At 51.2% G+C, this 22,873-nt stretch carries 18 protein-coding genes; 8 read left to right on the top strand and 10 right to left on the bottom strand.

The features are described 5' to 3' along the window. Positions 1 to 141: 141 nt before the first annotated feature. Positions 142 to 1,080, bottom strand: coding sequence for a FecR domain-containing protein (locus B5E60_RS08530; RefSeq protein WP_087311082.1), 939 nt, complete (start codon positions 1,078 to 1,080; stop codon positions 142 to 144). A 235-nt stretch (positions 1,081 to 1,315) separates the two neighbouring features. Between B5E60_RS08530 and B5E60_RS08525 the strand changes: the two genes are divergently transcribed. Further along, positions 1,316 to 1,918, top strand: a complete 603-nt coding sequence (locus tag B5E60_RS08525; protein ID WP_087311081.1) for a sigma-70 family RNA polymerase sigma factor — start codon at positions 1,316 to 1,318, stop codon at positions 1,916 to 1,918. A 269-nt stretch (positions 1,919 to 2,187) separates the two neighbouring features. Here B5E60_RS08525 and B5E60_RS08520 read toward each other — a convergent pair whose 3' ends face one another. Then, on the bottom strand, positions 2,188 to 2,853 hold the full coding sequence (locus B5E60_RS08520) for a TetR/AcrR family transcriptional regulator (protein WP_239403283.1): 666 nt from the start codon (positions 2,851 to 2,853) through the stop codon (positions 2,188 to 2,190). Between the two features lie 457 nt (positions 2,854 to 3,310). Between B5E60_RS08520 and B5E60_RS13940 the strand changes: the two genes are divergently transcribed. The 7 genes from B5E60_RS13940 to B5E60_RS08485 all read left to right on the top strand — a co-directional run bounded on the left by B5E60_RS13940 (position 3,311) and on the right by B5E60_RS08485 (position 12,014). Continuing rightward, the gene (locus B5E60_RS13940) at positions 3,311 to 4,570 is read left to right on the top strand and encodes a hypothetical protein (protein WP_162611617.1); all 1,260 of its coding nucleotides are present in this window, start codon (positions 3,311 to 3,313) and stop codon (positions 4,568 to 4,570) included. Then, positions 4,462 to 5,052 (top strand): S41 family peptidase, encoded by a 591-nt coding sequence (locus B5E60_RS13935; protein ID WP_162608253.1) that lies wholly within the window; start codon positions 4,462 to 4,464, stop codon positions 5,050 to 5,052. The genes B5E60_RS13940 and B5E60_RS13935 overlap by 109 nt, the downstream gene beginning before the upstream one ends. 702 nt (positions 5,053 to 5,754) lie before the next feature. Then, the gene (locus B5E60_RS08505; RefSeq protein ID WP_162611616.1) at positions 5,755 to 7,014 is read left to right on the top strand and encodes an erythromycin esterase family protein; all 1,260 of its coding nucleotides are present in this window, start codon (positions 5,755 to 5,757) and stop codon (positions 7,012 to 7,014) included. A 109-nt stretch (positions 7,015 to 7,123) separates the two neighbouring features. Beyond that, positions 7,124 to 8,125 (top strand): erythromycin esterase family protein, encoded by a 1,002-nt coding sequence (locus B5E60_RS08500; RefSeq protein WP_087311077.1) that lies wholly within the window; start codon positions 7,124 to 7,126, stop codon positions 8,123 to 8,125. A 65-nt stretch (positions 8,126 to 8,190) separates the two neighbouring features. After that, positions 8,191 to 9,372 (top strand): TlpA disulfide reductase family protein, encoded by a 1,182-nt coding sequence (locus B5E60_RS08495; RefSeq protein ID WP_087311076.1) that lies wholly within the window; start codon positions 8,191 to 8,193, stop codon positions 9,370 to 9,372. A 19-nt stretch (positions 9,373 to 9,391) separates the two neighbouring features. Then, positions 9,392 to 10,705, top strand: coding sequence for an HlyD family secretion protein (locus tag B5E60_RS08490; RefSeq protein WP_162611615.1), 1,314 nt, complete (start codon positions 9,392 to 9,394; stop codon positions 10,703 to 10,705). 4 nt (positions 10,706 to 10,709) lie between these two features. Continuing rightward, positions 10,710 to 12,014: a TolC family protein gene (locus B5E60_RS08485; protein ID WP_087311074.1), complete on the top strand. Its 1,305-nt coding sequence runs from the start codon at positions 10,710 to 10,712 to the stop codon at positions 12,012 to 12,014. Between the two features lie 515 nt (positions 12,015 to 12,529). Here the strand turns inward: B5E60_RS08485 and B5E60_RS14350 are convergent. The 8 genes from B5E60_RS14350 to B5E60_RS08440 all read right to left on the bottom strand — a co-directional run bounded on the left by B5E60_RS14350 (position 12,530) and on the right by B5E60_RS08440 (position 22,764). Next, positions 12,530 to 13,015: an IS66 family transposase gene (locus B5E60_RS14350; RefSeq protein WP_162611614.1), complete on the bottom strand. Its 486-nt coding sequence runs from the start codon at positions 13,013 to 13,015 to the stop codon at positions 12,530 to 12,532. After that, complete coding sequence (locus B5E60_RS08475; RefSeq protein ID WP_087311072.1) at positions 12,993 to 13,577, bottom strand: IS66 family transposase; 585 nt, start codon at positions 13,575 to 13,577, stop codon at positions 12,993 to 12,995. The genes B5E60_RS14350 and B5E60_RS08475 overlap by 23 nt, the downstream gene beginning before the upstream one ends. A gap of 34 nt (positions 13,578 to 13,611) precedes the next feature. Further along, positions 13,612 to 13,929: an IS66 family insertion sequence element accessory protein TnpB gene (tnpB, locus tag B5E60_RS08470; RefSeq protein WP_262481284.1), complete on the bottom strand. Its 318-nt coding sequence runs from the start codon at positions 13,927 to 13,929 to the stop codon at positions 13,612 to 13,614. A gap of 644 nt (positions 13,930 to 14,573) precedes the next feature. Further along, positions 14,574 to 15,347 carry an RteC domain-containing protein gene (locus B5E60_RS08460; RefSeq protein WP_239403281.1) on the bottom strand — a complete coding sequence of 258 codons (774 nt, stop codon included), beginning with the start codon at positions 15,345 to 15,347 and terminating at the stop codon, positions 14,574 to 14,576. A 113-nt stretch (positions 15,348 to 15,460) separates the two neighbouring features. After that, complete coding sequence (locus B5E60_RS08455) at positions 15,461 to 16,855, bottom strand: Gfo/Idh/MocA family protein (RefSeq protein WP_239403285.1); 1,395 nt, start codon at positions 16,853 to 16,855, stop codon at positions 15,461 to 15,463. Between the two features lie 57 nt (positions 16,856 to 16,912). Beyond that, on the bottom strand, positions 16,913 to 19,120 hold the full coding sequence (locus B5E60_RS08450; RefSeq protein ID WP_239403284.1) for a glycoside hydrolase family 3 C-terminal domain-containing protein: 2,208 nt from the start codon (positions 19,118 to 19,120) through the stop codon (positions 16,913 to 16,915). A 210-nt stretch (positions 19,121 to 19,330) separates the two neighbouring features. Next, positions 19,331 to 21,280 (bottom strand): sialate O-acetylesterase, encoded by a 1,950-nt coding sequence (locus tag B5E60_RS08445; protein ID WP_087311068.1) that lies wholly within the window; start codon positions 21,278 to 21,280, stop codon positions 19,331 to 19,333. A gap of 95 nt (positions 21,281 to 21,375) precedes the next feature. Further along, positions 21,376 to 22,764, bottom strand: a complete 1,389-nt coding sequence (locus B5E60_RS08440; protein WP_087311067.1) for a carboxylesterase/lipase family protein — start codon at positions 22,762 to 22,764, stop codon at positions 21,376 to 21,378. Positions 22,765 to 22,873 lie beyond the last annotated feature (109 nt).

Below are 22,873 nucleotides of genomic sequence, written 5' to 3'. Positions count from 1 at the left end.
CTGTTACCGGCCTGCGGATCGGCAATATCCGCAGGCTTCCTTTTTCAAGAGAATGTCAGATAAGGGGTTTGTTCATTGTCATTTCATCATAGGCACTCTTTTTTTCCGAATTACACAATATGTTACTCTATCGCATGTTTGTTATTTTATGCGAATGATGTTATGTTCCTCATCCCGTTCATAGGTAAAATCAGCGACATGCTGTAATACTCGCAACGCATGGTCGAGGCCATCAGAAACACGAATCTTTCCGCTCGCAAATTCAATGGTCGGGATCTTTTCGCATTCATACACGATCTTGACATCGTATATTCGCTCGAATTTTGCCATCAAATCTTCAAAAGAGATCCCCTTCATACTCAAGATTCCTTCCGTCCATTGCATGGCAACAGGATCGGTGTTATGAAAAACCATCAGATGTCCGTTAATAAGATTGGCAACCTCATCAGGATGAAGGATCACATGCTGATCACCGGATGTTACCTTTACCAAGCCCTCAAGCAACGTTGTGGAGAACTGCGACCGTGATTCATCAGCAACTACGTTGAACCTGGTTCCCAGAACTTCTATATTCGAAGCAAACGTCTCGACAACAAACGGTCGTTCGTCGTCATGCGTTACCTCAAACATGGCTTCACCCGAGAGTTTTACGCGGCGCACCTTGCGGTCGAAAACCACGGGATACTCAATTCTCGAACCGGAATTCAGCCACACGTGCGTTCCGTCGGCCAGATCCATGCTGACGCGCTGACCGGCCGGAATTTCAAGGGCAGTGTATTGCGACGAGATTTCACCATAGGTATGAGACCGCATCCAATACAATCCACCGGCAAAAAGAAGCAGCCCGGCAGCAATACCCGCCGAATACCGGACCACTTTGCGGAGTGTCCAGGTACGTTTGGGGCGCCTCTCCACCGCGCCGATCATCTGATGGACCAGGACGCTCTCAAAAACGAGACGAACCCGATCGATCTCCCGTTGATGGGTCTCGGGATCCTGCTGATACCATTCCTGAATCTGTTGTTCCTCTTCCGGCGAGCATTTCCCGGTCAAATAGCGATATATTACCTCGTCTTGCATGTCGTATTTCAGTTAGCGTTCTATATATATTATGAATAAGGGCAGGGGGTACTACACTAAATTTTGCATTTTTTTGCAAATAAATTTTTTTAGTTATTTATTCATTTTGTTTATTAAAAATAACTCACTGACAAACATCATGTTATGAATTATTCATTCGAAATGATCCTCCACATCGATGCCAAACAAATAAATTTCGTTTTTCTGTAAAATATCTTAACTTTGTTTTCGAGTTATGGGTATGACAGCAACATCTATGGGAGTCGATTTTACGTTCGACGAACTCGGCAAGCATTTTTTTGCCAACATCGAGGCATACAAACTGCTGGCATATTCCTATGTACGAAATGAAGCGGCCGCCGAAGATATTGTATCGGATTGTTTCCTCAGACTGTGGGAAAACAAAGACAAGCTGGAGCCTCGAAAAGGCGATTACCGAATGTACATCGTGCAGATCATCAAAAACGCCTGCTATGAGTATATCCGAATGAACAGCATCCACTCCAAAATCCACAATCACATCCAGGATCGAAAGGAGTGGCAGTTACAAATCAGTCTTCGGTCATTGGAAAGTTCGGAAATCGAGAACTGCCTTTTTTCAAATGACGTAGAAAAAATCATCCGCCGCGAACTGGCCAAGATGCCCGAACTCCGTCGGGCAATTTTTTCCGACAGCCGTTTCGGCCTCATGACACATAAGGAGATCTCGGATAAATACCAGATTCCGATCCGACGGGTAACCTGGGAAATTACAAAGGCCCTCGAATCGCTGAAAACGGCTTTAAAAGACTACATCCCCGCATACATGATTCTGCTCTATTTCGTCAACAGGCAATAACAAAATGGGGGAACCTATTTCATTTGCATGTAAATGCGATAGATCATGTAAAGTAGAATAGTTCCGTACACAGAATTTGTATTGGGGTTTTAAGTCTCAACCTAATGCTTATCACATATCCAGTCGATCTTGGATCTCGGGATAAAAAAATTTATCACTATTTCCGGCTTCGCTCCACGATAATAATATCGACTTACGGAGAAAGTATAAGTATATTCCAAGGGGTAATATAAGTACGCTGATCTGGCATATCCTTAAAACAGACTGTTTCAGCTATCGAATTCATGGATATCTACCCCCAAATATAGGCAGGCCTTTTTCTTGCTGATTCCGTCTTTGAGCATGCGTTCGTAACATGCCCGCTTTTCGTCGTGGATTTCAATCCGACCAAACAACATGTCAACCAAAGCATCCACCGCCTCCGAAAAGGCCGCCTCGCCTTCGGGCGTATCAAAATCGATCTTGCAAAAAGGCGCCCGTTCCCTATGCAGGATCAGGTAATAGATTCCCGAGATCAAGAGGGCGATAGTGCTCCGAATATTGATATGAGCGGGTTTGAACAGCAGGTCGTAATATTCGACCAGATTCATGTTCATCAGATCCCGAATCCGGGCCGTTCTCCGGGTCGTCTCATTGTCAGCCGACATCTCCCAAAGCAACAGTTTCTGCATGACCACATTGTTGCATAACTCCCTATAAAGCGCCTTCAGGGTTTTCGCAAAGAACAATTTAGGTCCAAGGGCGCTCAACTCTGACGTGTCGATCGTGTTATTGATCCAGAAGTCGTATCTCTGAGCCAACTTGTCATAAAGATTGTCGATAGATCCATAGCGCCGATAAAAGACCGGGGGATCCAAACGGGCATTGGCCATCAATTCCGTGACAAGCACGTTGCCGAAACCACTTTTGATGACCAGTTTTTCGAGTTCAGCCATTACGGTATGATCGATTTCAGCATTCGTGCGTCTTACTCTTTCCGCCATTTCGCAGTATCTGATTGGATAGGTATTATGGATGTCGGTAAACATTCCCACACAAATATATAACATTTATCCTAATATACATGCAGGAAAGCCATCTTCTCCATCCAACACAAAAAATTCACCGCAATGCAGGTATTTTTAAACAAAACAATTATATCTAAAATATTTTGTATACATTTGCAATAGTTGGAACAAATGAGTTTCCTGAACCGAAGGAATTGGATTAGAGAATGAGTTGCATGAAAGTCTTCGGTCGATGGAATATCCAATTTAACGGCATTCTCCGAAGAGAATTTTTGGCGGCCATTTATGTTTATTTCTGAAAAGAGCACTTCAATATTGTGATCGTTTTTGAAATATTGTTTTTTACCAATCGTATATCTGCTTGTATCACTTAACAATAAGTAAAATGAGACCAGAGTTTCGTATTTTCTGTATCCTGCTTTGTCTGTTGTGCGTTACACCTGTCATGCAGGCCCAGCAAACACCCGTCCCTGCCCCTGCCTCCTCCGGATTCAACCTCACGGCGGAGGATCTGAAGGATCCCCGTGCCGTCGGAAATCTCGAAACCCTCTGCCGTGTCTGGGGCTATGTGAAGTACCACCATCCGGTCTTCTGCGACACGCTGTGCCGCGTCGATATCGACAGCGCCCTCTTTGCCCTGCTGCCCCGGGTCGTGCATGCCGACCGGGAGACCCGCAACCGGAACCTGCTCGACTGGGTCCGCTCGCTGGGAGATTACACCCCCAACCGGGTCGATTACGAACAGAGCCTGGCACCGCTCGAACTGGTATCGACCGTCGACCTGACGTGGACCCGGGATACGACCCTGTTGGGGTGTGATCTGTCGCATCTGCTGCAGGACCTGCGTTATGCCGAGCGCGGCGAAAACTACTATCTCCGCTTGGGGCAGCCGGACCAAGGCCCGGACTATCAATATTTGTCGTTGCGCGGCGAGTCTTTCTATCCGACTCCGCAGATGGATAGCGGGCTCAACCTGCTGCTGCTCTTCCGGCTGTGGAACGTCATCGAATATTATGCTCCGTACAGGGCGATAACACTGCACCCCTGGAATGAAGTGCTCACCACCTATATTCCTCTCATGGGTATTGAAACGGACGGGAGATGTTTTGCCCGCCTCTACATGCGGTTAATTCGCGAGCTCAACGACGGCCATGCCTACGCGCCAATCGAGATGCTTTTCGGACAGCGGATGCTGCCCGTGTGGCCGCTCCAGGCCGACGGGCGCCTCTTCGTCGGCCACTCCGACGACAGAGCCCTCAAACGGGGCGACGAAGTGGTGGCCATCGACGGGGAGCCTATCTCCGAACGGCTGGAGCTGCTGCGGGAATATGCCTCGCGGTCGAACGAGGCGAGCCTGCGACAGGCCCTCCGTTATTATGGGCTCTGCACACGTCGCGATACCGCCGAGGTGGTCCGCCGCCGCGCCGGGGCCTACGACACGCTCCGCGTGGCAACGGTGCCCTATGGCAGCGTCTCCCCCCCCTTTACGACCCGGCTCAGTTCGTGCAGCCGCCCTTCCGCCTGCTGGCCGATTCGGTGGGTTACATCTACGCCGGGACATTCTCCCGCGAGTACCTCGCCGAGGTCGGACAGACGCTGCCTCGCACGCGGGCACTCATCATCGACCTGCGCACCTACCCGCTGAATGTGGACGGCGCGCTGATAGCGCTGGCCGCCCAATCGCTGTGCACCGAACCGGTCGTTGCCTGGCAGACGTTGCATCAGACACTGGCCCTGCCCGGCCTCTTCTTCCGACAGGAGCAGTGGCTGGACAATGGCTTCGAGGAGGGTGCCGCACAATGCACCGAGCCCTACAAAGGACGAGTGATCTTACTGGTAAACGAGCTGACGCAGAGCAACCCCGAATTCCAAGCCATGGCGCTGCAGCGATGCCCGCAGACGCTGACCATCGGCTCGCCGACCTCAGGTGCCGACGGGGATATCGTCAGTCTCCCGTTGCCCGGAGGATTGATGACCTATTTTTCGGGAATAGGCATCTTCTATCCGGACGGTACTCCGACCCAGAACGTGGGCGTGCGCCTCGATGTCGAGGTGCTGCCGACAGCCGAAGGGTTGCAGGCCAGGCGTGACGAAGTGCTCGAACAGGCACTGGAGTTGACTCGCTGATATTTAGGTGGATATCCTCACCACCTTTAGTTGAGGATAAAAATCAACTACGGCTAGTGTTGCCGAAACCGACGCGGGTAAAACTATCATTGACAAGTACAAGGTTCTACGCTTACACTTAATAAATATCAATTAAATAATTGATAATCGATTGATTGTTTGTTGTTTTTTTCTATATTTATCACAAAAAAAAGAATGTATATTTTTCGATATTCTGCTGTAATCATAAGCGCCTTGTTCTGCAGCTGCAGTACGCTCTATCCTGGCCCATATAACCTCGATTTCGAGCATACAGACGGGCTGGACAGGTTGACCCGATGGGAATATAGCGATCAGTCTGCCGAGGAGTACGTCTCCCGGCGTGATACCCTGTGCCGGTACCGTGGCCGCTCCTCGCTGCGACTTGAACGGAGCGATTCGGCCAGCCGGGGGCCTGTCTGCTTCTATCAGATGCTGCCCGACTCGCTCGTCGCCGGACACGAAGTCGAGCTGAGTGGCTGGATTCGTACGGAGGGAGACCCGGCAGAACGGTCCAAACTCCTCCTCGCTCTTCCTCAGAAGAGCGACAATGGCTCGGTTCAATTCCGGGATTCGGAGTTCTGCGTCGGGTCAGCCCACCATAAGCACAGCAAGTCAGGGTGGCACCGTATGACGCTTCGCAGACAAGTTCCAGACTCGGCAGCAGGTATTTACATCGGCGGCATGCTGACAGGGAGTGGCACTGCCTGGTTCGACGACCTTGAGGTCCGAATCAACGGCCGGAAGCTCCGCGATACAGTGATTCCGGAGTTGAAATACCGGTTGACCCCTCGCGAAAAGCGGGAGCTCCGTCGCTATATCTATCCGCTGCGGGGGTGCGACCCGGCCGATGGGGATTCCGTCGAACTGCGGTTGCTCGACCGGCTGGTCGGGACGGGTACAGTGGTCGCCCTGGGGGAAAATTCGCACGGAGCGAGCGAAATTTTCCGGTTGAAGGAGCGGATAATTCGTTATCTGAACCGGCAGCTGGGCTTCGATCGGGTCGTCTTCGAGGCTGAAATGGCGGATGGCACCGTTCTGAATGACTATATCCGTTCGGGGGTCGGGCACGCCAAGGTCGGGATTTTTGGACTCGACATGTGGGTCTGGGATGTGAACGAAGTGCTGTCGCTGGTCGAATGGATGCGGCAGCGCAATATCGACGGCCACCGGATCGAATTTTCGGGCATTGACATGCAATCAACCGCGAAGACCCGGGAGTTGCTCCGTCAGGGACTGAAAGGGGACGATGCAGCGCAGAAGCTGCTGGACAGGATAGATTCCAAACTGGATAAGGTACTGCGGTATGACGAACGAGGCATGGCGCGCATCGACCCGCAGCTGGCCGGGGAGATTACGCAGGAACTCGACAGCCTCCAGACCCGCATCGACGCATCGGCGGCCGGACTGCGCCAGTGCATCACCCTCATCCGTCAGTATCTGGGACAGGGCCATGACCTCTTCTGGCGGGATCGGTGCATGGCCGAGAACCTGCTCTGGCTCCGGCAGCAGCATCCCGACGAGCGCATGGTGCTCTGGGCCCACAACGGCCACATCTCACGAGCGGACAAGCGAATGGGCTACTGGCTCGACCAGCAGCTCGGGGCGGATTACGTCACCTTCGGCTTCACCTTCTATGACGGGCGGTATACGATTATCAAGCCCGGCGTGCGGAAGTGGCAGCACGACGCCCAGGAGGCCTACCCCGGCACATTGGAGTATCTACTTCGTCAGCTGGATGAGCCCCTCTTCATCCTTGACCTGAAGCGGATGCGCGAGGAGCATGCCCCGGCACTCGAATGGCTCAAGCAGATGAAGTTCCGACATGTCGGGGCTATGAAGCTCGAAGATGAATTCTGGGATCAGGATATTGTCGGTCAATATGATTATCTTGTATTTATATCCAATGTATCGCCGTCTGAATTTTTTCTGGATTTTGAATAATTCAAACCGATTGGGAGGATAAGACGATCCGACAAGAAACTCGGTGCATAAAAATTTAGAGAATGGAATTGATAAAGGCCTAAAATTATCTTTACTGGGCACTTCTTTTTTGATACTCGGGACCAGTATCAGTTGTGGGAAGGATTATCCGGTCGGTACGACGGAGTACAACCTCGATTTCGAGTATGCATGGAACGACTCCGTGCCGATGCGGTGGACGTTGCGCAACCCCTCGCTCACGGGGTATGGTTGCAGGCTTGACCGGCAGGAGTTGCTGCGGTATCTCCATCCGCTGCGTACGTGCGATCCAGACGACGCCGACTACACGGAACTCGAACCCCTCGGACGGGTTGCGGCAGCGAGTCGGATCGTCGGACTGGGAGAGGGTACGCACGGTTCGGACGAGATCTTCGCCATGAAGGATCGGATCGTGCGTTATCTGACCTCGCGGCAGGGGTTCGATCTCTTTGCGCTGGAGGCCAATCGTCCCGAGGCCCTGCGGGTGAACGACTACACGATCCGCGGCGAAGGGGACCCGAAACAACTCATCCGCGGTATGTATGTCTGGCCCTGGATGACGGAGGAGATGCTCGCGCTGGTCGAGTGGATGAAGGGGTACAATGCCTCGGAGCCGCGGATGACCTTCACGGGGGTCGATCTGCAGATGCCCGCGACATTGATGAGTGCGTTGCAGCGCCTGCTGCCCGGGACGGGGTCGGCGGCACGTCGGGCAGCTGCTCTGGCGGAGCAGCTGCACTCGATCTACGACGCGGCCTACCGGATGGATGTCGACCTTGCCCGGAGCCTCGAACCCGAACTGGACACACTGGCCGTCGATCCTCAGGTTGCATCGCTGCCCGCAGCGGAGCGGGCCGAAGTTGAAGGGTATATCGGGATGCTGCGCGCCTTCCTGAGCCAGTATCGCGACCCTTCGTGGCGGGATCGGGGTATGGCCTCGACTCTGGAGGGGATTCTGCAGCGGCAGAATGAAATCATCATTGGTGATTTAACTGCTTGTAATAACAAAAAATGTTCCAAACCGTCAGATTGCAAAAGTGGAATCTGTGCTTCCATGAGATGCCAAGGCCGATTCGAACGCCATTGCATGTAATCTGCAAGTTGCCAGAGGATACGGGATCTGAGGTCTCGTATCCTCCACTATAACACACTTCTGATATGAAGGCGAACTATTTATGCGGTATTATTACCCTGTTACTGGCGATTTCCTGCACATCGCCGAATCAAAACCGGTTTCGATTGGAAGCCCGGATTACTGAAGCTCGGTCTGCTGAACTCGCCTCGCTCACCTACCCAGTCTATCGGGAGGGTACCTGGTACAAACAGACGGATTCAGCCCACGTGGTCGACGGAAGAATCCACTTCGAAGGGGAAATTTCGGGAATTACCCCCGCATACCTCACCTTCGAAAACATGGATGAAGTCGGTTTATATCTTGTGCCGGGCACAATGCATCTGCAGATGAGTCGGTTGCACCCCTATGATTTCACATGCCCGGGGGTCCCCCTGATGGAGGAAGTCGAGGATTATCGGAAGCAGCTGGGAGCCGTTCCCCAACGGGCCTATGAGAAATCTCGCCGGGCAATGGAGCTCAACGAGCAATGGGCGCAGGCTTCTGCTGAAGTGCGGGATACTCTGTGGAGGCAATTTCTGCAGGCCGTTCAGGAATTCAAACTGGAACTGGCTGTCGAAGATTCGCTCCGCATGGCATTTGTTGCGAGACATCCAGACTATACGATTGCGCCACATCTGCTCTATCTCTCCATCAGAACCGGCCGGAATGGTTCCGACCACCTTCGAGCCCTTTACGATCGGATTTCCGAAACGGCGGAGAACCGTATTCTGCGCGAGCTGGCCGGCATCCAGCTCTCCTATGCTCCGGGAGAGACGGGATATGAGGTGGGAGACCGTGCCTGCAATTTCGAACGGCGCGAGGCGGCGGGCGGTTCAATCCGATTGTCGGACTATAAGAAATCTGTCGTGCTGCTCGACTTTTGGGCATCATGGTGCGGGCCGTGTCTGAAGGAGGCTCCCGCAATCAGGAAACTGGCCCGCAAATATGCCGATAAGGGCTTGCATGTTATCGGAATTTCGGTGGACGACGATTCGGCGGCCTGGCGGCAGGCTCTGGCAAAGCACGACCTAGACTATTGCCCGCAGGTTCTGAGTTGCGAATCGGCCGATGACGAAGCACTCTATTTCCCAGAGAAGGCCAACTTGGCGGATTTGTATCAAGTAACGCAGATTCCGTGTCTGATCCTAATCGACCGTGATGGGCGTATTTCTGCCCGCTGGCAGCGGATCACTCCGACGGAAGAGGCTCAACTGGAAGGAATGTAACGTTAGTCACAGATTTATAATGCCAACCAGAGAGGAACATTTTTACAGCGAAGAGGCCCAGTCTATTCTGGGTCGGGCCCCGTCGTGGGTTGTACGGTGGGGCGTGACGGTTGTTTTCTGCATTCTTGCAGGGATCGTATTGGGCTGCTATTTCATCAAATACCCGCAGACGGTCACGGCCCCGATTTCGATCACGACGATCAATCCGCCCTCGGACCTTGCGGCACGCTATGACGGGCTGCTCGATACGGTCTGCATTTCGAACGGCGATGCAGTGCATGCAGGCGAAGTGATCGCCCTTTTCACGACCGCAGCCCGCTACGGTGACGTCGCCACCCTGGAGCGTTCGCTCCGCGGGGCCGACACCCTGTCGTATCCGCTTCTGGTGCGCTCGCCGTGGCTCGACGGGAGCTATGCGCTTGGGGAACTCCAATCCTCGTGGGCCGACTTTCTACGGCAGTGCCGCGACTATCGCCACTATCTCGATATCGACTATTCGGGGCACAAGCGCCGTCTGCTCGAGGCGCAAATTGCCAAAAATGAGGAGTACTACAACCGGCTGCTGACGCAGCGTGCGCTGCTTGCCGCCGATCTGGACTACGGACGCCGCACGCTGGAACGCGATTCGCTGCTGCTTCGCGAGGCGGTGATCTCCGAGGCGGACTACGAAACCACGGCACAAAATTACCTCTCGAAACGCAATTCGCAGGCGGGTTTCGATGCCACGCTGACCTCCACCGAGCTGACGATCCTCCAGACGCGGCAGCAGCTTGTCGAATTGACGCTCGACGCGACGAACGAACGGGCGGAATATGAGCGGGCGCTGGAGCAGTCACGACAACAGCTGCTGGCGCAGATTGCCCAATGGCGCGAACAGTATGTCATCACGTCGCCGGCCGAGGGGCATGTCTCACTGCAGCGCTATTGGAGCCGCAACCAGCACGTCTCGACGGGCGAGGTGATCGCATCGGTGGTTCCCGACGGGGAGCTGGCCGTCGTCGGGCGCATGCAGGTCGCCTCGGCCAGCTTCGGAAAGGTCCGCACCGGACAGCAGGTTCTTGTCAAACTCAACGGATTCCCCTACATGGAGTTCGGCGTACTGCACGGCACGGTCCATTCGATCTCGGCGGTTCCCGAGCAGCAGCAGACCCAGAACGGTACGAGCATCGTCTATACCGTCGAGGTGGAGTTCCCCGCCGACCTGCGGACCACCTACAGACGTGAACTTCCACTCATCCAGAAGATGGACGGTACAGGCGAGATCGTCACGAAGGAGATGCGCCTGATTGAACAATTCATCCAGCCCATAGTCTCCCTCTTCAAAAACCGATAGCCGCATGAAACGAATACGCATCCTATCGATCGGCGCTCTGCTGCTCTTCGGCACCTCCGGCCATGCTCAGGAGCGGCGCTGGACGCTGGAAGAGTGCATCGCACATGCTTACAGGCAGAATATCGAGATCAAGACGCAGGAACTCACGGCCGCGGAGAAGCGCCTCTCGCTCTCGGAATCAAAGTGGAGCTACGCTCCCGATCTTTCGGCTTCAGCGGATTACTCGCTTTCGACGGGACGCGTGCTGGACCCCACGACCTACGACTTCGTAGAGAATCAGACCGTATCGGGCAACAACGCCTCGGTCGGGGTTAGTCTGCCGCTTTTCGACGGACTGCGCAACCACTACAACCTCCAGCGGGCGAAACTCGACCTGCGTTCGTCGCTGCTTGCCGTGGAGACGACGCGCCGCAGCGTGCGGCTGAACGTCACGGCCCGCTACCTGGAGGTCCAGGCCGGGAAGACGGAGCGGATGGTCGAGGCCCGCAAGGTGACGATGGCCGACCTGCTGCAGATCCGCTCCCAGCTTTCGGATGCCCGAAACGACGTGCTGACAGCCCGGAACACCTGCGAGATTGCCCGGCTGGAGCTCTGCCAGCTGCTTGAGATCGAAGACTACGCCTCCTTCCGGACCGTGGCTCCCGATACCGCCCGGCTGGTTCGCGGAGCTCCTGCGGAGGATGATGCCGTGCTCGATGCCGCGCAGCAGCTGCCCGAGGTGGAGTCGGCACGGGTGGGGATTGAGTTGGCCCGGCGCGACCTGCAGCTTGCACGCACCGCCTACTGGCCGACCCTTTCGCTCGCGGCGGGCTACGGATCGAGCTACTCGGATGCGCGGCAGAAGATGTTTCAGCAGGCCGACGGAACCTATCGCTACGAGGCGTATCCCTTCTTCGAACAGTACCGGGACAATGCGAGCAGCTATGTGTCGCTGTCGCTCAGCATTCCGATTTTCGGGAAGTTCACGACACGGAAGAACGTGCAGCGTCAGAAACTGGCCCTGCGGCGTGCGGAGTATGCGCTGCGAACGGCCGAGAAACAGGTGGAGAAAGAAGTGACGCAGGCGCTCCTGGATGCCCGTACGGCCTGGGCGCGATACCTTGGGGCGCAGGAGTACGTCGCCTCGGCCGAGGAGGCGGCCCGTCAGGTGGGGCGGAAGTACGACCTCGGAGCCGCGACCGTAACGGACTACAACGCGGCGGTGACCACCCGGGTCAAGGCCCGTTCGCAACTGTTGCAGGCCAAGTACGAATATCTGTTCAAAATAAAGACATTAAGCTATTATACAAACTACAACAATGAAGAATAAAGGTCCGTAAACAATAAAGATTATTTAGGTTGCTAGTCCCGTAGTCATATTCATACTCTTATTTTATTTTTTAATCAGGTATTTCGGTATTAAAAGCTAGGAAACTATTTACGACAATACCCTAATAACTTTGCTAAAAATCATTCACCTTTTAGTTGAATTTTCATTGTAACCTGTTATAAAATAAAAAAAGTAGTTTGCTATGAGCAACTACTTTAATACCTCATAATGTATAGCCTCGAATCATGTACAGCTATTTCGAATATTCTCCTCAAAACGGATGTCGGTGGTAGTGTATATCACAAGATATTTAAGTAGCATCAGTTCATAGCGTAACCATATTTCGAGAATTCCTCAATAAATCGTTCTTCCAGTAGGTGAAGATGTAAAGAATGTTTATCTTTATCATTATAATCAAACGTAAGCAACCGGTGAATACCGTATTGATTTAGACAGGCAATATTACTATTAGGTCCGACTAGGTCCAACTTGTATAAAGTTGGCACAAGTCGGACCTAGTTTGTGCTACTTTGATCGATTGGGTATTCCTTTGCCCAGGCTCTGGGCAGGAGCCCCGCGAGATCCTTGCCGTCGCGCTGCCAGTAAGGCAGTTTGCTGAGGACATTCTCCATCCAGGTTCTCGGGTCAACCCTTGCGGCCCTGCAGGTGCCTATGAGGGAGTATACGATGGCTGCCCGATATGCAGAGGCGTCGTTGCCGCAGAAGAGATAGTTCTTCCTGCCGAGTGCCAGCGGTCTGATGGCATTCTCGATGAGGTTGTTGTCGATGTTGATCCTACCGTCATTCACATAGCGCGACAGCCGGGGAAGAAGACTGCAGGCATAGGCAAGGGCCTCTCCAAGCCGGCTCTTGGGAAGAACCCTTGCATAGGTTTCCTCGATCCACTTCTCGAACATCAGGATTGTGGGATAGGATATCTTCCGGCGTTGTCCCACACGCTCTTCCGCGCTCAGGCCTTTATCGTCCGCATCGCTCTCCACCTTGTACAGTTTTCTTATAGAGTATGCCCTCCATGGCAAGCCGTTCGTTCTCTTTCAGCGAGTCGACGAACTTCCTCCGGACATGCGCCCAGCAGCCGTACACGGTTATCCCGAGCATCTTTTCAAACTGGTCATATGCCTCATAGCCGTCACATTGTGCGTTTCCCCGGTATCTACTCAGGATTTCCCGGGCAACGTGATGGCCACGGCTGCCCCTGTCATAGTAGAATATGACATCCCCTGAGACCGCGTCCCTGACGCACCACTCGTAACCTTTTCTGGCCTTATGCTTTTCGTTGTCGATTACCGGCATCACGCTCTCGTCGATCTGGATGTATTCGCTTGAGAGGATCTGACGCCGCAGGATGTCGTACAGAAGCTTGTTCTGGAGATCCTGGATTAGGCAGTCCTTTTCAGCAATGGCCATACGGAGATTTTCCATCTCCGCAAGTGCTGCCGCCAGCTGTTCCTCGACTGTCATAACTACTTGTTTCTCCTCTGTTTTCAATACTTGAAGATACGAAAAAAGTGCCATATACGCAAATTTGTAGCACTTTCCCATTCACTTATCTACGTGGTTTCTTCAGATTCTCCAGTCACTGTCTGCGACAGTCCGGCTGTTCGATTATGCCCTCTACTATCATGACCAGTTCGCTCCATTCTATCCTCCCGCTGACGGCATCCTTCTCCTGACCGGAGGGCTTGCCGAAGGTCCCCGATTCAAGAAGCTTGCAGTACAGGACCAGACCGCCCGGCTCCCAATGAAGAAGCTTTATCCTGTTCCGCGACTTGTTCATGAAGATATAGACATCACCGTTGCACGGGTCACATCCCAGCTCATTAGTCACTATTCCACTCAGTGTGTAGTAGCTCTTCCGCATGTCAGTAGGCCGGTTGTATAGCCAGTACCTCATGCTGTCATTCAGGCTAAACATGGCTCGACGACACCTGGATTATGGCCAGTATCATCGTCGCATCCAAATTGCCCTGGATCCGCAATACTGCCCCTGTCTGCGAGCGCATCTCTATGCTCATCGGTATCCCGACTTCCTGCCTTTGCCTGCTTTCCTGTTTGTCAGCACAAGTCCCGGGAAACTGTCATTTCCACGCACCAGCTGAAGAAACTCGCCTGATTCCCGTTCACTGGCTTGAGCCTCGGCATATCTGCGTTTGCTTTCATAAAACCTCCTCTCGGGTATCCCGATTTCTTTCAGTCGGCTCTTGTAGGAGGCTCCATGCTCCTTGCAGTATTGAACTATCTCTGTGATTTCTTCTCGTGTAAGCATCTTTCCTTTTTGGCGCAAAGATACCTCGCGTGGAATAAATTCGCTACACGCACTTCACCGGTTGCTTACTAAAGAGCAGACATAGAGTAAAATATCAACTATTTTCTCATCATTTTCACAAAAAAATAGAGAAACCAGGGTTTATGTACTGATTTCTCTAACTTAAAACAAGAGATAGAGTTCGCTGTTTATCAAGCACAAAGAACTATCATACAAGACATTACAAAATTACCACACAAAAGAATACTCTATACTTTCCCTAAAATAAAGATTTACCGTTTTGGTCGGGTACGATTCACCTTCTTTAACAATGAATCAATCAGAGAATCTAGATATGGGGTGGGATTATTGCGAAGACTCATATCATAGAATGTCCGTGAAAAATTAGTATTGAATTCGATATTGAAGACTTTCTGAAGAAATGTCGCAAGTCGAGTCAACGAAATTGGGCCAAAGGAGCCCTTCGCATGCAACGCAAAGATTAATTCACAAAGATCTGTTTTACTATCCATCCAAATAAGACGTGTATCAGACTGCGCTACGAAGAAATTTGAATCGATCTCCAATAATTCATTGAGTAAATATTGGCTTAACATGTCACCGGCAAGTATTTTGGCAACACGAAAATCTCCAAACGTCGAAAACTTGGGATCCCGTTCAAAATAAAAACTATCGGTATATTGTCCGATATCATGTGAGACATTTCGCAGAAAATACACTCGGTCAAGATGGAAAGCACCACTACGGTAGTAGCGATAAAAATCCAATCGTTTGTAGTTGTAATCCTGAATATGGTCCAACTCCCTGTTCAAATAGGCTTTAATAGAATCAGGGCCAGACACCGGACGGTTCATCTCGATGTTATAGATCTTTCGATAATAGATCAGTTTGCAAAAGATTTGTGGTTTAATCTCCTTGAAAAATTCTATTTCATCAGCTTCTGAATGAAATTCATAAGTCGAAATAAATAGTTTCAACTTATCGAACACCTTCTCCAATAACAATGATATGGACAGAGCACTTGACTGAATAAGCCCTTCTGACATTTCAATATCCCGGATATTACGGTCAACGTAAAGCCACATTATATAGCTCCTCCAAGGCTGTCCATGCACGTCCCCGGAGAACGTATCTTCGGGGACGTGCCTTCAGGGACAAATTATTCGGCAAAAGCATGTCGGAAACCTTTAACTCGATTCCAGGCTCCACGCGTGAAATCAGGGACCTCAACCGGTGCAGAACCGTTCTCTATCGACAAGGCCGACAGCGGTGCCAGGCAACACCATTCAGCAAGATCATAAACATCCATATCAAGAGGAAGTCCGTTGCGCAAGCAATACACCAAGCGATAGTCCATGATAAAATCCATGCCGCCATGACCGCCTACCGCACGAGCCATATCTCCTACCTCTCGAATGATGGGATGCATATATTTTTCTACCAATACGTCATGTTGTTCTGGAGACAAGAAACCATGTGCAGAAAGATCCTCATGATCTGGCATCTCGTCAGAGGATAGTTGATCTGCTTCCAAGGCATAGCCCTCAACAGGATACTTGTTAGCAAATCCTTTCGTTCCGGTAAGCTGATACATTCGCGAATAGGGCCGCGGTGTAACCACATCATGTTGGATATGTATCGTTTTACCTTTCTGCGTACGAATCATGGTCATCGTATGATCTCCATTTGCAAAAGATTCAGGAGCTTGTCCCGTCGTCTCCTCGATATAGGCAGGGCCGTTTACCGCTTTTGTATCCATCGATACAAGTGTGGTCATACGATCCCCTCGGTGCATATCAAGCAATTGACAGGCAGGACCCATGCCATGTGTAGCATAGACATCTCCCCGGTGTTCTTGATTATATTCCAAACGCCAGTTATTCCAATAATAAGGCCAAAATTCTTTCAAATTGTGGATATAACTTCCCTCAACGTGAAGGATCTCCCCGAAAACGCCCTGCTGAGCCATATGGAGCGTGTTCATCTCAAAAAAGTCATAAACGCAGTTTTCAAGTTGTATACAATGTTTACGCGTGCGTTCCGAGGTATTGATTAGCGCCCAGATCTCATCGAGGGTCATGGCCGACGGCACTTCAATAGCGACGTGCTTGCCTTGCTCCATGGCATAAACGCCCATTATGGCATGATGTTTCCAATCGGTGGCAATGTAAACCAAGTCTATATCGTTACGCTGACAAAGCTCCTGCCACGCCTCTTCCGAGCCTGAATACTCGGCTGCTGCCGGCAGCCCTGCCTTTTCAAGCATCTTTTGGCACTTGGCGACATTGCCGGGAAGAAGGTCACACAATGCCACAATCTTCGTACCTGGAATATGTATGAAACGCTCCACAGCACCAGGTCCGCGCATACCGAGACCGATGAAGCCGACTCGAACGGTATCAATCGCTGGAGCAGCATAGGCAACCATGTCAGTCTGCCCGGCGGGACGTTCCGGCACTACGGTCTGAATAGCTCGCGATGAGACGCAATCATCACTGCATCCGACACTTAATAACGCTGCAAAAACAGCGATACTGAAAATTTTCTTCATAATAGATTGGTGTATTTAATAGTTAGTATGATTTATCGTGCGCCTTGCACAACATAAAGTCTATGCATCATAGTAAAAGGCGACAGTCCCTCGAATATCCGCAGACGAAACGCCTACATGAGCCGTGAAACGACCGGGCTCAACGACCCACGCATGCTTCTCATCATCATAATATTTCAGATCATCAGGAGTTATAATGAAGTTTACCGTACGTTCCTCTCCGGGGTTCAGAGTCACTTTCTCAAACCCCTTCAGCTCCTTGACCGGACGTGGCAACGAACTCTTCTCGTCACCAATGTAGAGTTGCACCACCTCCGATCCCGATCGCTCTCCCGTATTGGTCAACCTTGCCGTCAGATGCAGGCTGCCACTCTTCGTGAGTCGATCACGATCCATCCGTACATCTGAAATCTCAAAGGTCGTATAACTCAATCCGTGGCCAAATGCAAACAACGGAGCAACGCCCTGTTTTTCATGCCATCGATAACCCACAAAAAGACCCTCGGCATAGCGGTTGACACCGGGCCCCGGCATATAAGAATTCGTCGCGTGCGCTCCGTTATCCTCCAGATGAACCGGAAACGTAAACGGAAGTTTACCCGAAGGATTGACCTTGCCAAACAGTACGTCTGAAAGAGCATATCCTGCCTCTGAGCCTAAATACCATCCCTGCACAACTGCCGGAACCTCTGCTATCCAGGGCATGGACACAGCATTACCCGAAATGTTCACAACCACCAGGTTACGATTCACCTGCGCCAGTTCTCGGATCAATCGATCCTGATCATAAGGAAGTGATAATGAAAGGCGGTCAGAATCCTCGCAATCCTGATGACTGTTTTTATTCAATCCGCCAAAAAAGAGAACTACATCCGCCGTTCTTGCCGCTGTAAGGGCATCAACCAACAGTTCATCAGCCGTCCGGCTCTCGGAAAGGTCATAACCCGCAACAACGCCATCGCTCATTGGCGACAGACCGCCAATATACCCACGTTCATATATCACATCGACCCGGTCTCCAACAGCTTTGACGATCCCTTCAAGCGGAGAACACTCATAGCGTGCCTTCAACGATGAACTGCCGCCACCCACGGTCATCATTTTCACGGCATTTTCTCCGATCACTGCAATCTTTTTCACGCCGGATGGATTGATCGGAAGGATCTCGCCTTCGTTTTTCAGCAGGACAATACCTTCGCACGCGATTTGTCGCGCTGCCATGAGGTGCTCGGGAGAATTCAATGACCCAAACGGCTTGTGCGTATTCATCGCTGTGCGGAAATTCAGTCGCAACACTCGGCGAACTTTATCATCCAGATCCGACTCCGAGACAACACCGCGACGAAGCAGATCCAAATACGGGAATGCAAGGTGATAGCTGTCATAGGCATTTTTCGCACCGGACGACAGTCCATTGGTCCAGGTACCAAACTCAAGATCCAAACCATTGGCAATGGCTTGCTCGGTATTGTGAGTACCTCCCCAATCTGATATCACAGCTCCGTCAAAACCCCACTCTCCCTTTAAAATATCGCAAAGCAAACGGCGATTATGACAGCCGTGTTCTCCTCGATAGAGATTATAGGAACCCATGACAGACCAGGCGCCACCTTCCTGCACCGCTGCGCGAAACGCAGGAAGATAGATTTCAGAAAGTGCTCTGTCATCCACATCCACATCCGTTGTATGGCGTGATGATTCTTGATTATTCAGCGCAAAGTGTTTGACACACGCCGCAACTCCATTCTTCTGCACTTCCTGGACATAGGGTACTACCATCCGCGAGGCCAGGTATGGATCTTCTCCCATATATTCGAAGTTACGCCCATTCAGTGGTGTACGATAGATATTTACACCCGGGCCCAACAAAACGTCCTTATCCCGATAACGAGCCTCTTCCCCGATCGAACGGCCATAGAGTGCAGACATTGCCGGATTCCACGTTGCGGCCAAACATGTCAATGCCGGAAATGCCGTACAAGAATCATTCGTCCAACCAGCCTGTCGCCATTCGTCCCAGGCGCCCTCAGCACGAATACCGTGTGGGCCATCGGTACACCACAACTCCGGGATTCCCAACCGCGGCACTCCGCGTGACGAAAATTTCGACTGTGCATGCAATACTGCTATCTTTTCCTCAAGCGTCATTCGCTTCATGGCATCCTCGATCCGCTCTTCCAACGATACGGATTCATCCAGATAAAGAGGTAACTGACGATCGCCGGCCGATGTCCCGCATGCAATCGGCAAGAGACTCCATATCCCCATGGCACAGAGGAGAAGTACCCAAATACATTTCTTCATAAAAAACATCTGATAAGGATTAGTTCACAATCAAAACAGGCAATTGCAAATTCACATTTCCTTTCGCAAATGAGCCGTAAAACAACCGGTTAGACTATCACGGAACAGGACTGATACAATAGGAGCCTGAAGATATCAACAAGACAAATATGTTCCCGGTTGCGTTGCGGTTTGTTATCTGCGAATAGTCACTCCCGGCCAATCATCACTGCGAAACGGTGCTGCGGGCAGACCTTCTGTATTGAAGAGATTCGCTTCTGGATCATCGCTCCATGCATAACGTACAGCAATCGGTTTGTCAACTTCATCGCTGCAAACAGCCACCTTCCCGTCCTCGGTTATCCACGCTTTCGCCCAATGAAATACCCGATCGGAGCCCGCAACAGCAAACCCTTCTATGTACCCATATTTATTGTGCACGGCCAGTTCCGAACCATACGTATCAAAGGTCACAATGATCTTATTCCCTTCAACAACGGAGGATGCATACGTAGGGCCAGTCCAAACAAGATCCGTACGACCGTACTCCTTCGCCAGTACATTTAGTGCAAGACGGTGTCCCACATCCTGCTTGTTACGAGGATGGATATCGCCAGGATCTCCTATGTCTATGATGACAGCCTGTCCGGTTCGAGGCAGGTCAAGTGCCATTGACTGAGCTTCGCGCAACTCTGCCCACGCACTTTCTCGCGGAATCTGGGCTTCGGCCATGTAATTGGCCAATTGAACCCAATAAAAAGGATAGTCATAACCCCATTTATCCCGCCAATCAGCTATCATATTGGGGAAAAGCGTACGATAAGCGTAGGCATCTCCTGCATTATTCTCACCCTGATACCAGATAACCCCTTTTATTGCAAATCGCACGATCGGATGAATCATGGCATTATATAGTAACGAGTTAAGCATATTGGGACCGTATTGAACAATACCATACTCACTCGTCACCACAGACGGCTTATAACTCCACTCTCCGGCCAAAGAATATGATTTACCCTCCACGTTAAGCCATATGTCCTGAGGCAGCCCAAACAGACCTCCGCCGCCGCCAGTGTCCGTTACACGGACAGTCAAGGTGTTGACTCCTTTGCGCAGAATATTTTCACCAACAGAATATCGGCGCGGGATATTATAACCCACCGTTCTACCAATCTCCTCGCCATTGATCCACGTGATGTCGTTATCATCGATGGGGCCTAATGCTAATATCGCAGCTTTACCTTCGGCTCCCTCCGGTAATACAAATTCACGTCTGAACCAAACATGGCCATCCTCTCTGGCAAGTGGCGTCAGACTCCACTCCTTCGGAATATACATTGGCTTCCACGTTGACAGATCTCCAGGATTCTCATACCAATGTTCAGTCAAGGCCGGATCTGAAGCAAAATCCGCATCATACTTTTTTTTCATAGCGACACGCTCAGGACTCGTCATCCGCTCCAATTCAATTGCAGCATTTCCATAATCACGACGAACAGACTCGGGCAGTGCCGCATATGAATCCGCACTGGTCCATGCTTCGATATCAGTGCCTCCCCATGATGAGTTGATGATTCCAATAGGAACTTTCAATTCATTCCACAGTTCTCGCGCAAAAAAATAACCAACAGCCGTAAAATCTCCTGCCGTATCGGACGAACACACCTCCCATGATCCAAAACAATCATCCAGCAAAGCCGGCGACATACTCTTTTGCACCGTAAAGCACCGGATCATCGGATAATCAGCCCCTGCGATCTCGTCTGCTGCATTATTCGCCTCTTTCACTCGGAATTCCATATTCGACTGACCGCTGCACAGCCACACCTCTCCGACCAGAACATCATCGATATCCACACGGTTCTTTCGCCCTGAAATAATCATCTTATAGGGGCCTCCCGCATGCATGGGATTCAGTTTTACACTCCATTTACCGGCCTTATCGGCGCGTGTCTTAACGGTTTGACCATTAAAGGAAAGAGTGACAGGCTCTTTGCTGTCGGCCGTCCCCCACACTTGAACAATCGCATCGCGCTGCAACACCATGGCGTTGCCAAAAATAGGAGCAGGTTTGACATCGGCGAAAACTGCGGTCGAGACACCGATCAACATGATTGCCGATAAGATAAAGTTTTTCGTTTTCATAAAATGATATATGATTACAGACAAACAACTATGTTCTTTTCATTCTTAACCCATCGCAAAACGAAGCCCGGAATGCTATAAATCTTTCGACATTCTTAATCAGTGACATCCAAAACCTGAATATACCGATCCTCATTCACACAAGGTCTCCAGACCGGCACCCCGTCACCATTAGGATCTCCACTTTTCGCAAAATTGGTCCAGTAAGTAACCATACGTTCACTCAAATCATAGTCAGCCTTTGTAAATCTTCTTTTGCTTCGTCCAAGCGTACCGAACACATACCATAATTCAGCAGAATGGAACGCTCCGGTTCGGTCGTCTCCATCCATTCTCAACTCATTCGGATATGGCGGGAGTTCCCGCGTGAAAGCGTACACATAGGCCGGCGCACGCCCCTGTTTCTCCAGAAGCAGGCTCCACTCTAAGGCGGCTTTTTTCATGATCTCGGGAGACATGTCATCCTGATTATATCCTATCATATACGGGATATCCAGCTGTTGGCCCGACAACGCAGTTTCGTTGAGGGTCCGGAGCAACAATTCGCCGTCGACCGTCAACCATGAAGAATGTTGGTAACTACCCTTGCTTGCCACATACGCCGACACAATCCGGCCAAACTGTTCCGGTGGACAGGACCTCATTGCTTCGAGCGTCGTAATGCCCGCCAAATCCCACATCTTCTTATTGATCTCTTCAAGTTTCGCTCGTGGCATCGGTGCAAGAGGCCCATTTAAACCACCTCCGCTTTGAATAATAGCCTTGCTAATCAGACCTTCGGTCAATGGAGAGGAGGCCAGTGCCTGCACGCTACACGCTCCGGCACTCTGACCGAAAACCGTAATATTATCCGGGTCTCCACCAAACTCCCGAATGTTTCTCCGCACCCACTTCAATGCCGCCAACTGATCGAAAAGACCGTAATTTCCCGACCCGTTTCCCGCATTCTCAGCAGTAAGCAACGGATGAGCCATAAACCCGCATAACCCCAATCGGTAATTAATAGTGACAAGTATTACGCCTTTCCGTGCAAAGGCTTCCCCATCGAACTCTTTTTCATGACCAAAACCTCCCGAGAATGCTCCGCCGTGGATCCAAAACATCACCGGAAGTTTTGCCGATGGACGGCCTGCCGCTGGCGTCCATATATTCAGATAAAGACAATCTTCACTGCGTTGCGGATCGCCATCACTAAAAAATTCCCTGAAATAAAACGAACGTTTATCTTGGTCTCCCTGCAGAGAAGCCGGACCAAATTCATTGCAGGGACGAACGCCATCCCATGGCTCAACAGGCTGAGGTTTCTTCCATCTCAACGCCCCAACCGGAGGCGCTGCATAAGGAATACCCTTGTAGACAATTGTGTAACCGTCATCTGCGGATTCTCCTATTATTCTGCCACTCTCTATCTCCAAAACCGGAGAGTCTGCAATGGCAGACACAAAAGTGGCGCATGCGAGAACAGATAAAATTGTTCCTTTCATGGTTGATTATTGGGTTTAGTAGTTCGTCGCACTCTTGTTGCGCTTATATACGGGCAAAAACAAGGACCGCAGCACAAATCCAAACCGACAAGTTTCGTTTCAAAAATGG

Source organism: Alistipes sp. An116, assembly GCF_002161005.1.
Taxonomy (GTDB): domain Bacteria; phylum Bacteroidota; class Bacteroidia; order Bacteroidales; family Rikenellaceae; genus Alistipes; species Alistipes megaguti.
This window is presented reverse-complemented; position numbering and strand designations above follow the sequence as displayed.

Excerpts from the sequence above, each read along its gene's own strand:
- B5E60_RS08445 (WP_087311068.1), bottom strand. The coding sequence starts at position 21,280 with ATGAAAACGAAAAACTTTATCTTATCGGCAATCATGTTGATCGGTGTC.
- B5E60_RS08450 (WP_239403284.1), bottom strand. The coding sequence starts at position 19,120 with ATGGGGATATGGAGTCTCTTGCCGATTGCATGCGGGACATCGGCCGGC.
- B5E60_RS08505 (WP_162611616.1), top strand. The coding sequence starts at position 5,755 with ATGCTGACAGGGAGTGGCACTGCCTGGTTCGACGACCTTGAGGTCCGA.
- B5E60_RS08525 (WP_087311081.1), top strand. The coding sequence starts at position 1,316 with ATGGGTATGACAGCAACATCTATGGGAGTCGATTTTACGTTCGACGAA.
- B5E60_RS08490 (WP_162611615.1), top strand. The coding sequence starts at position 9,392 with ATGCCAACCAGAGAGGAACATTTTTACAGCGAAGAGGCCCAGTCTATT.
- B5E60_RS13940 (WP_162611617.1), top strand. The coding sequence starts at position 3,311 with ATGAGACCAGAGTTTCGTATTTTCTGTATCCTGCTTTGTCTGTTGTGC.
- B5E60_RS08475 (WP_087311072.1), bottom strand. The coding sequence starts at position 13,577 with ATGGGAAAGTGCTACAAATTTGCGTATATGGCACTTTTTTCGTATCTT.
- B5E60_RS08495 (WP_087311076.1), top strand. The coding sequence starts at position 8,191 with ATGAAGGCGAACTATTTATGCGGTATTATTACCCTGTTACTGGCGATT.
- B5E60_RS08520 (WP_239403283.1), bottom strand. The coding sequence starts at position 2,853 with ATGGCTGAACTCGAAAAACTGGTCATCAAAAGTGGTTTCGGCAACGTG.
- B5E60_RS08440 (WP_087311067.1), bottom strand. The coding sequence starts at position 22,764 with ATGAAAGGAACAATTTTATCTGTTCTCGCATGCGCCACTTTTGTGTCT.
- B5E60_RS08485 (WP_087311074.1), top strand. The coding sequence starts at position 10,710 with ATGAAACGAATACGCATCCTATCGATCGGCGCTCTGCTGCTCTTCGGC.
- tnpB (WP_262481284.1), bottom strand. The coding sequence starts at position 13,929 with ATGAGGTACTGGCTATACAACCGGCCTACTGACATGCGGAAGAGCTAC.
- B5E60_RS08460 (WP_239403281.1), bottom strand. The coding sequence starts at position 15,347 with ATGTCAGAAGGGCTTATTCAGTCAAGTGCTCTGTCCATATCATTGTTA.
- B5E60_RS08530 (WP_087311082.1), bottom strand. The coding sequence starts at position 1,080 with ATGCAAGACGAGGTAATATATCGCTATTTGACCGGGAAATGCTCGCCG.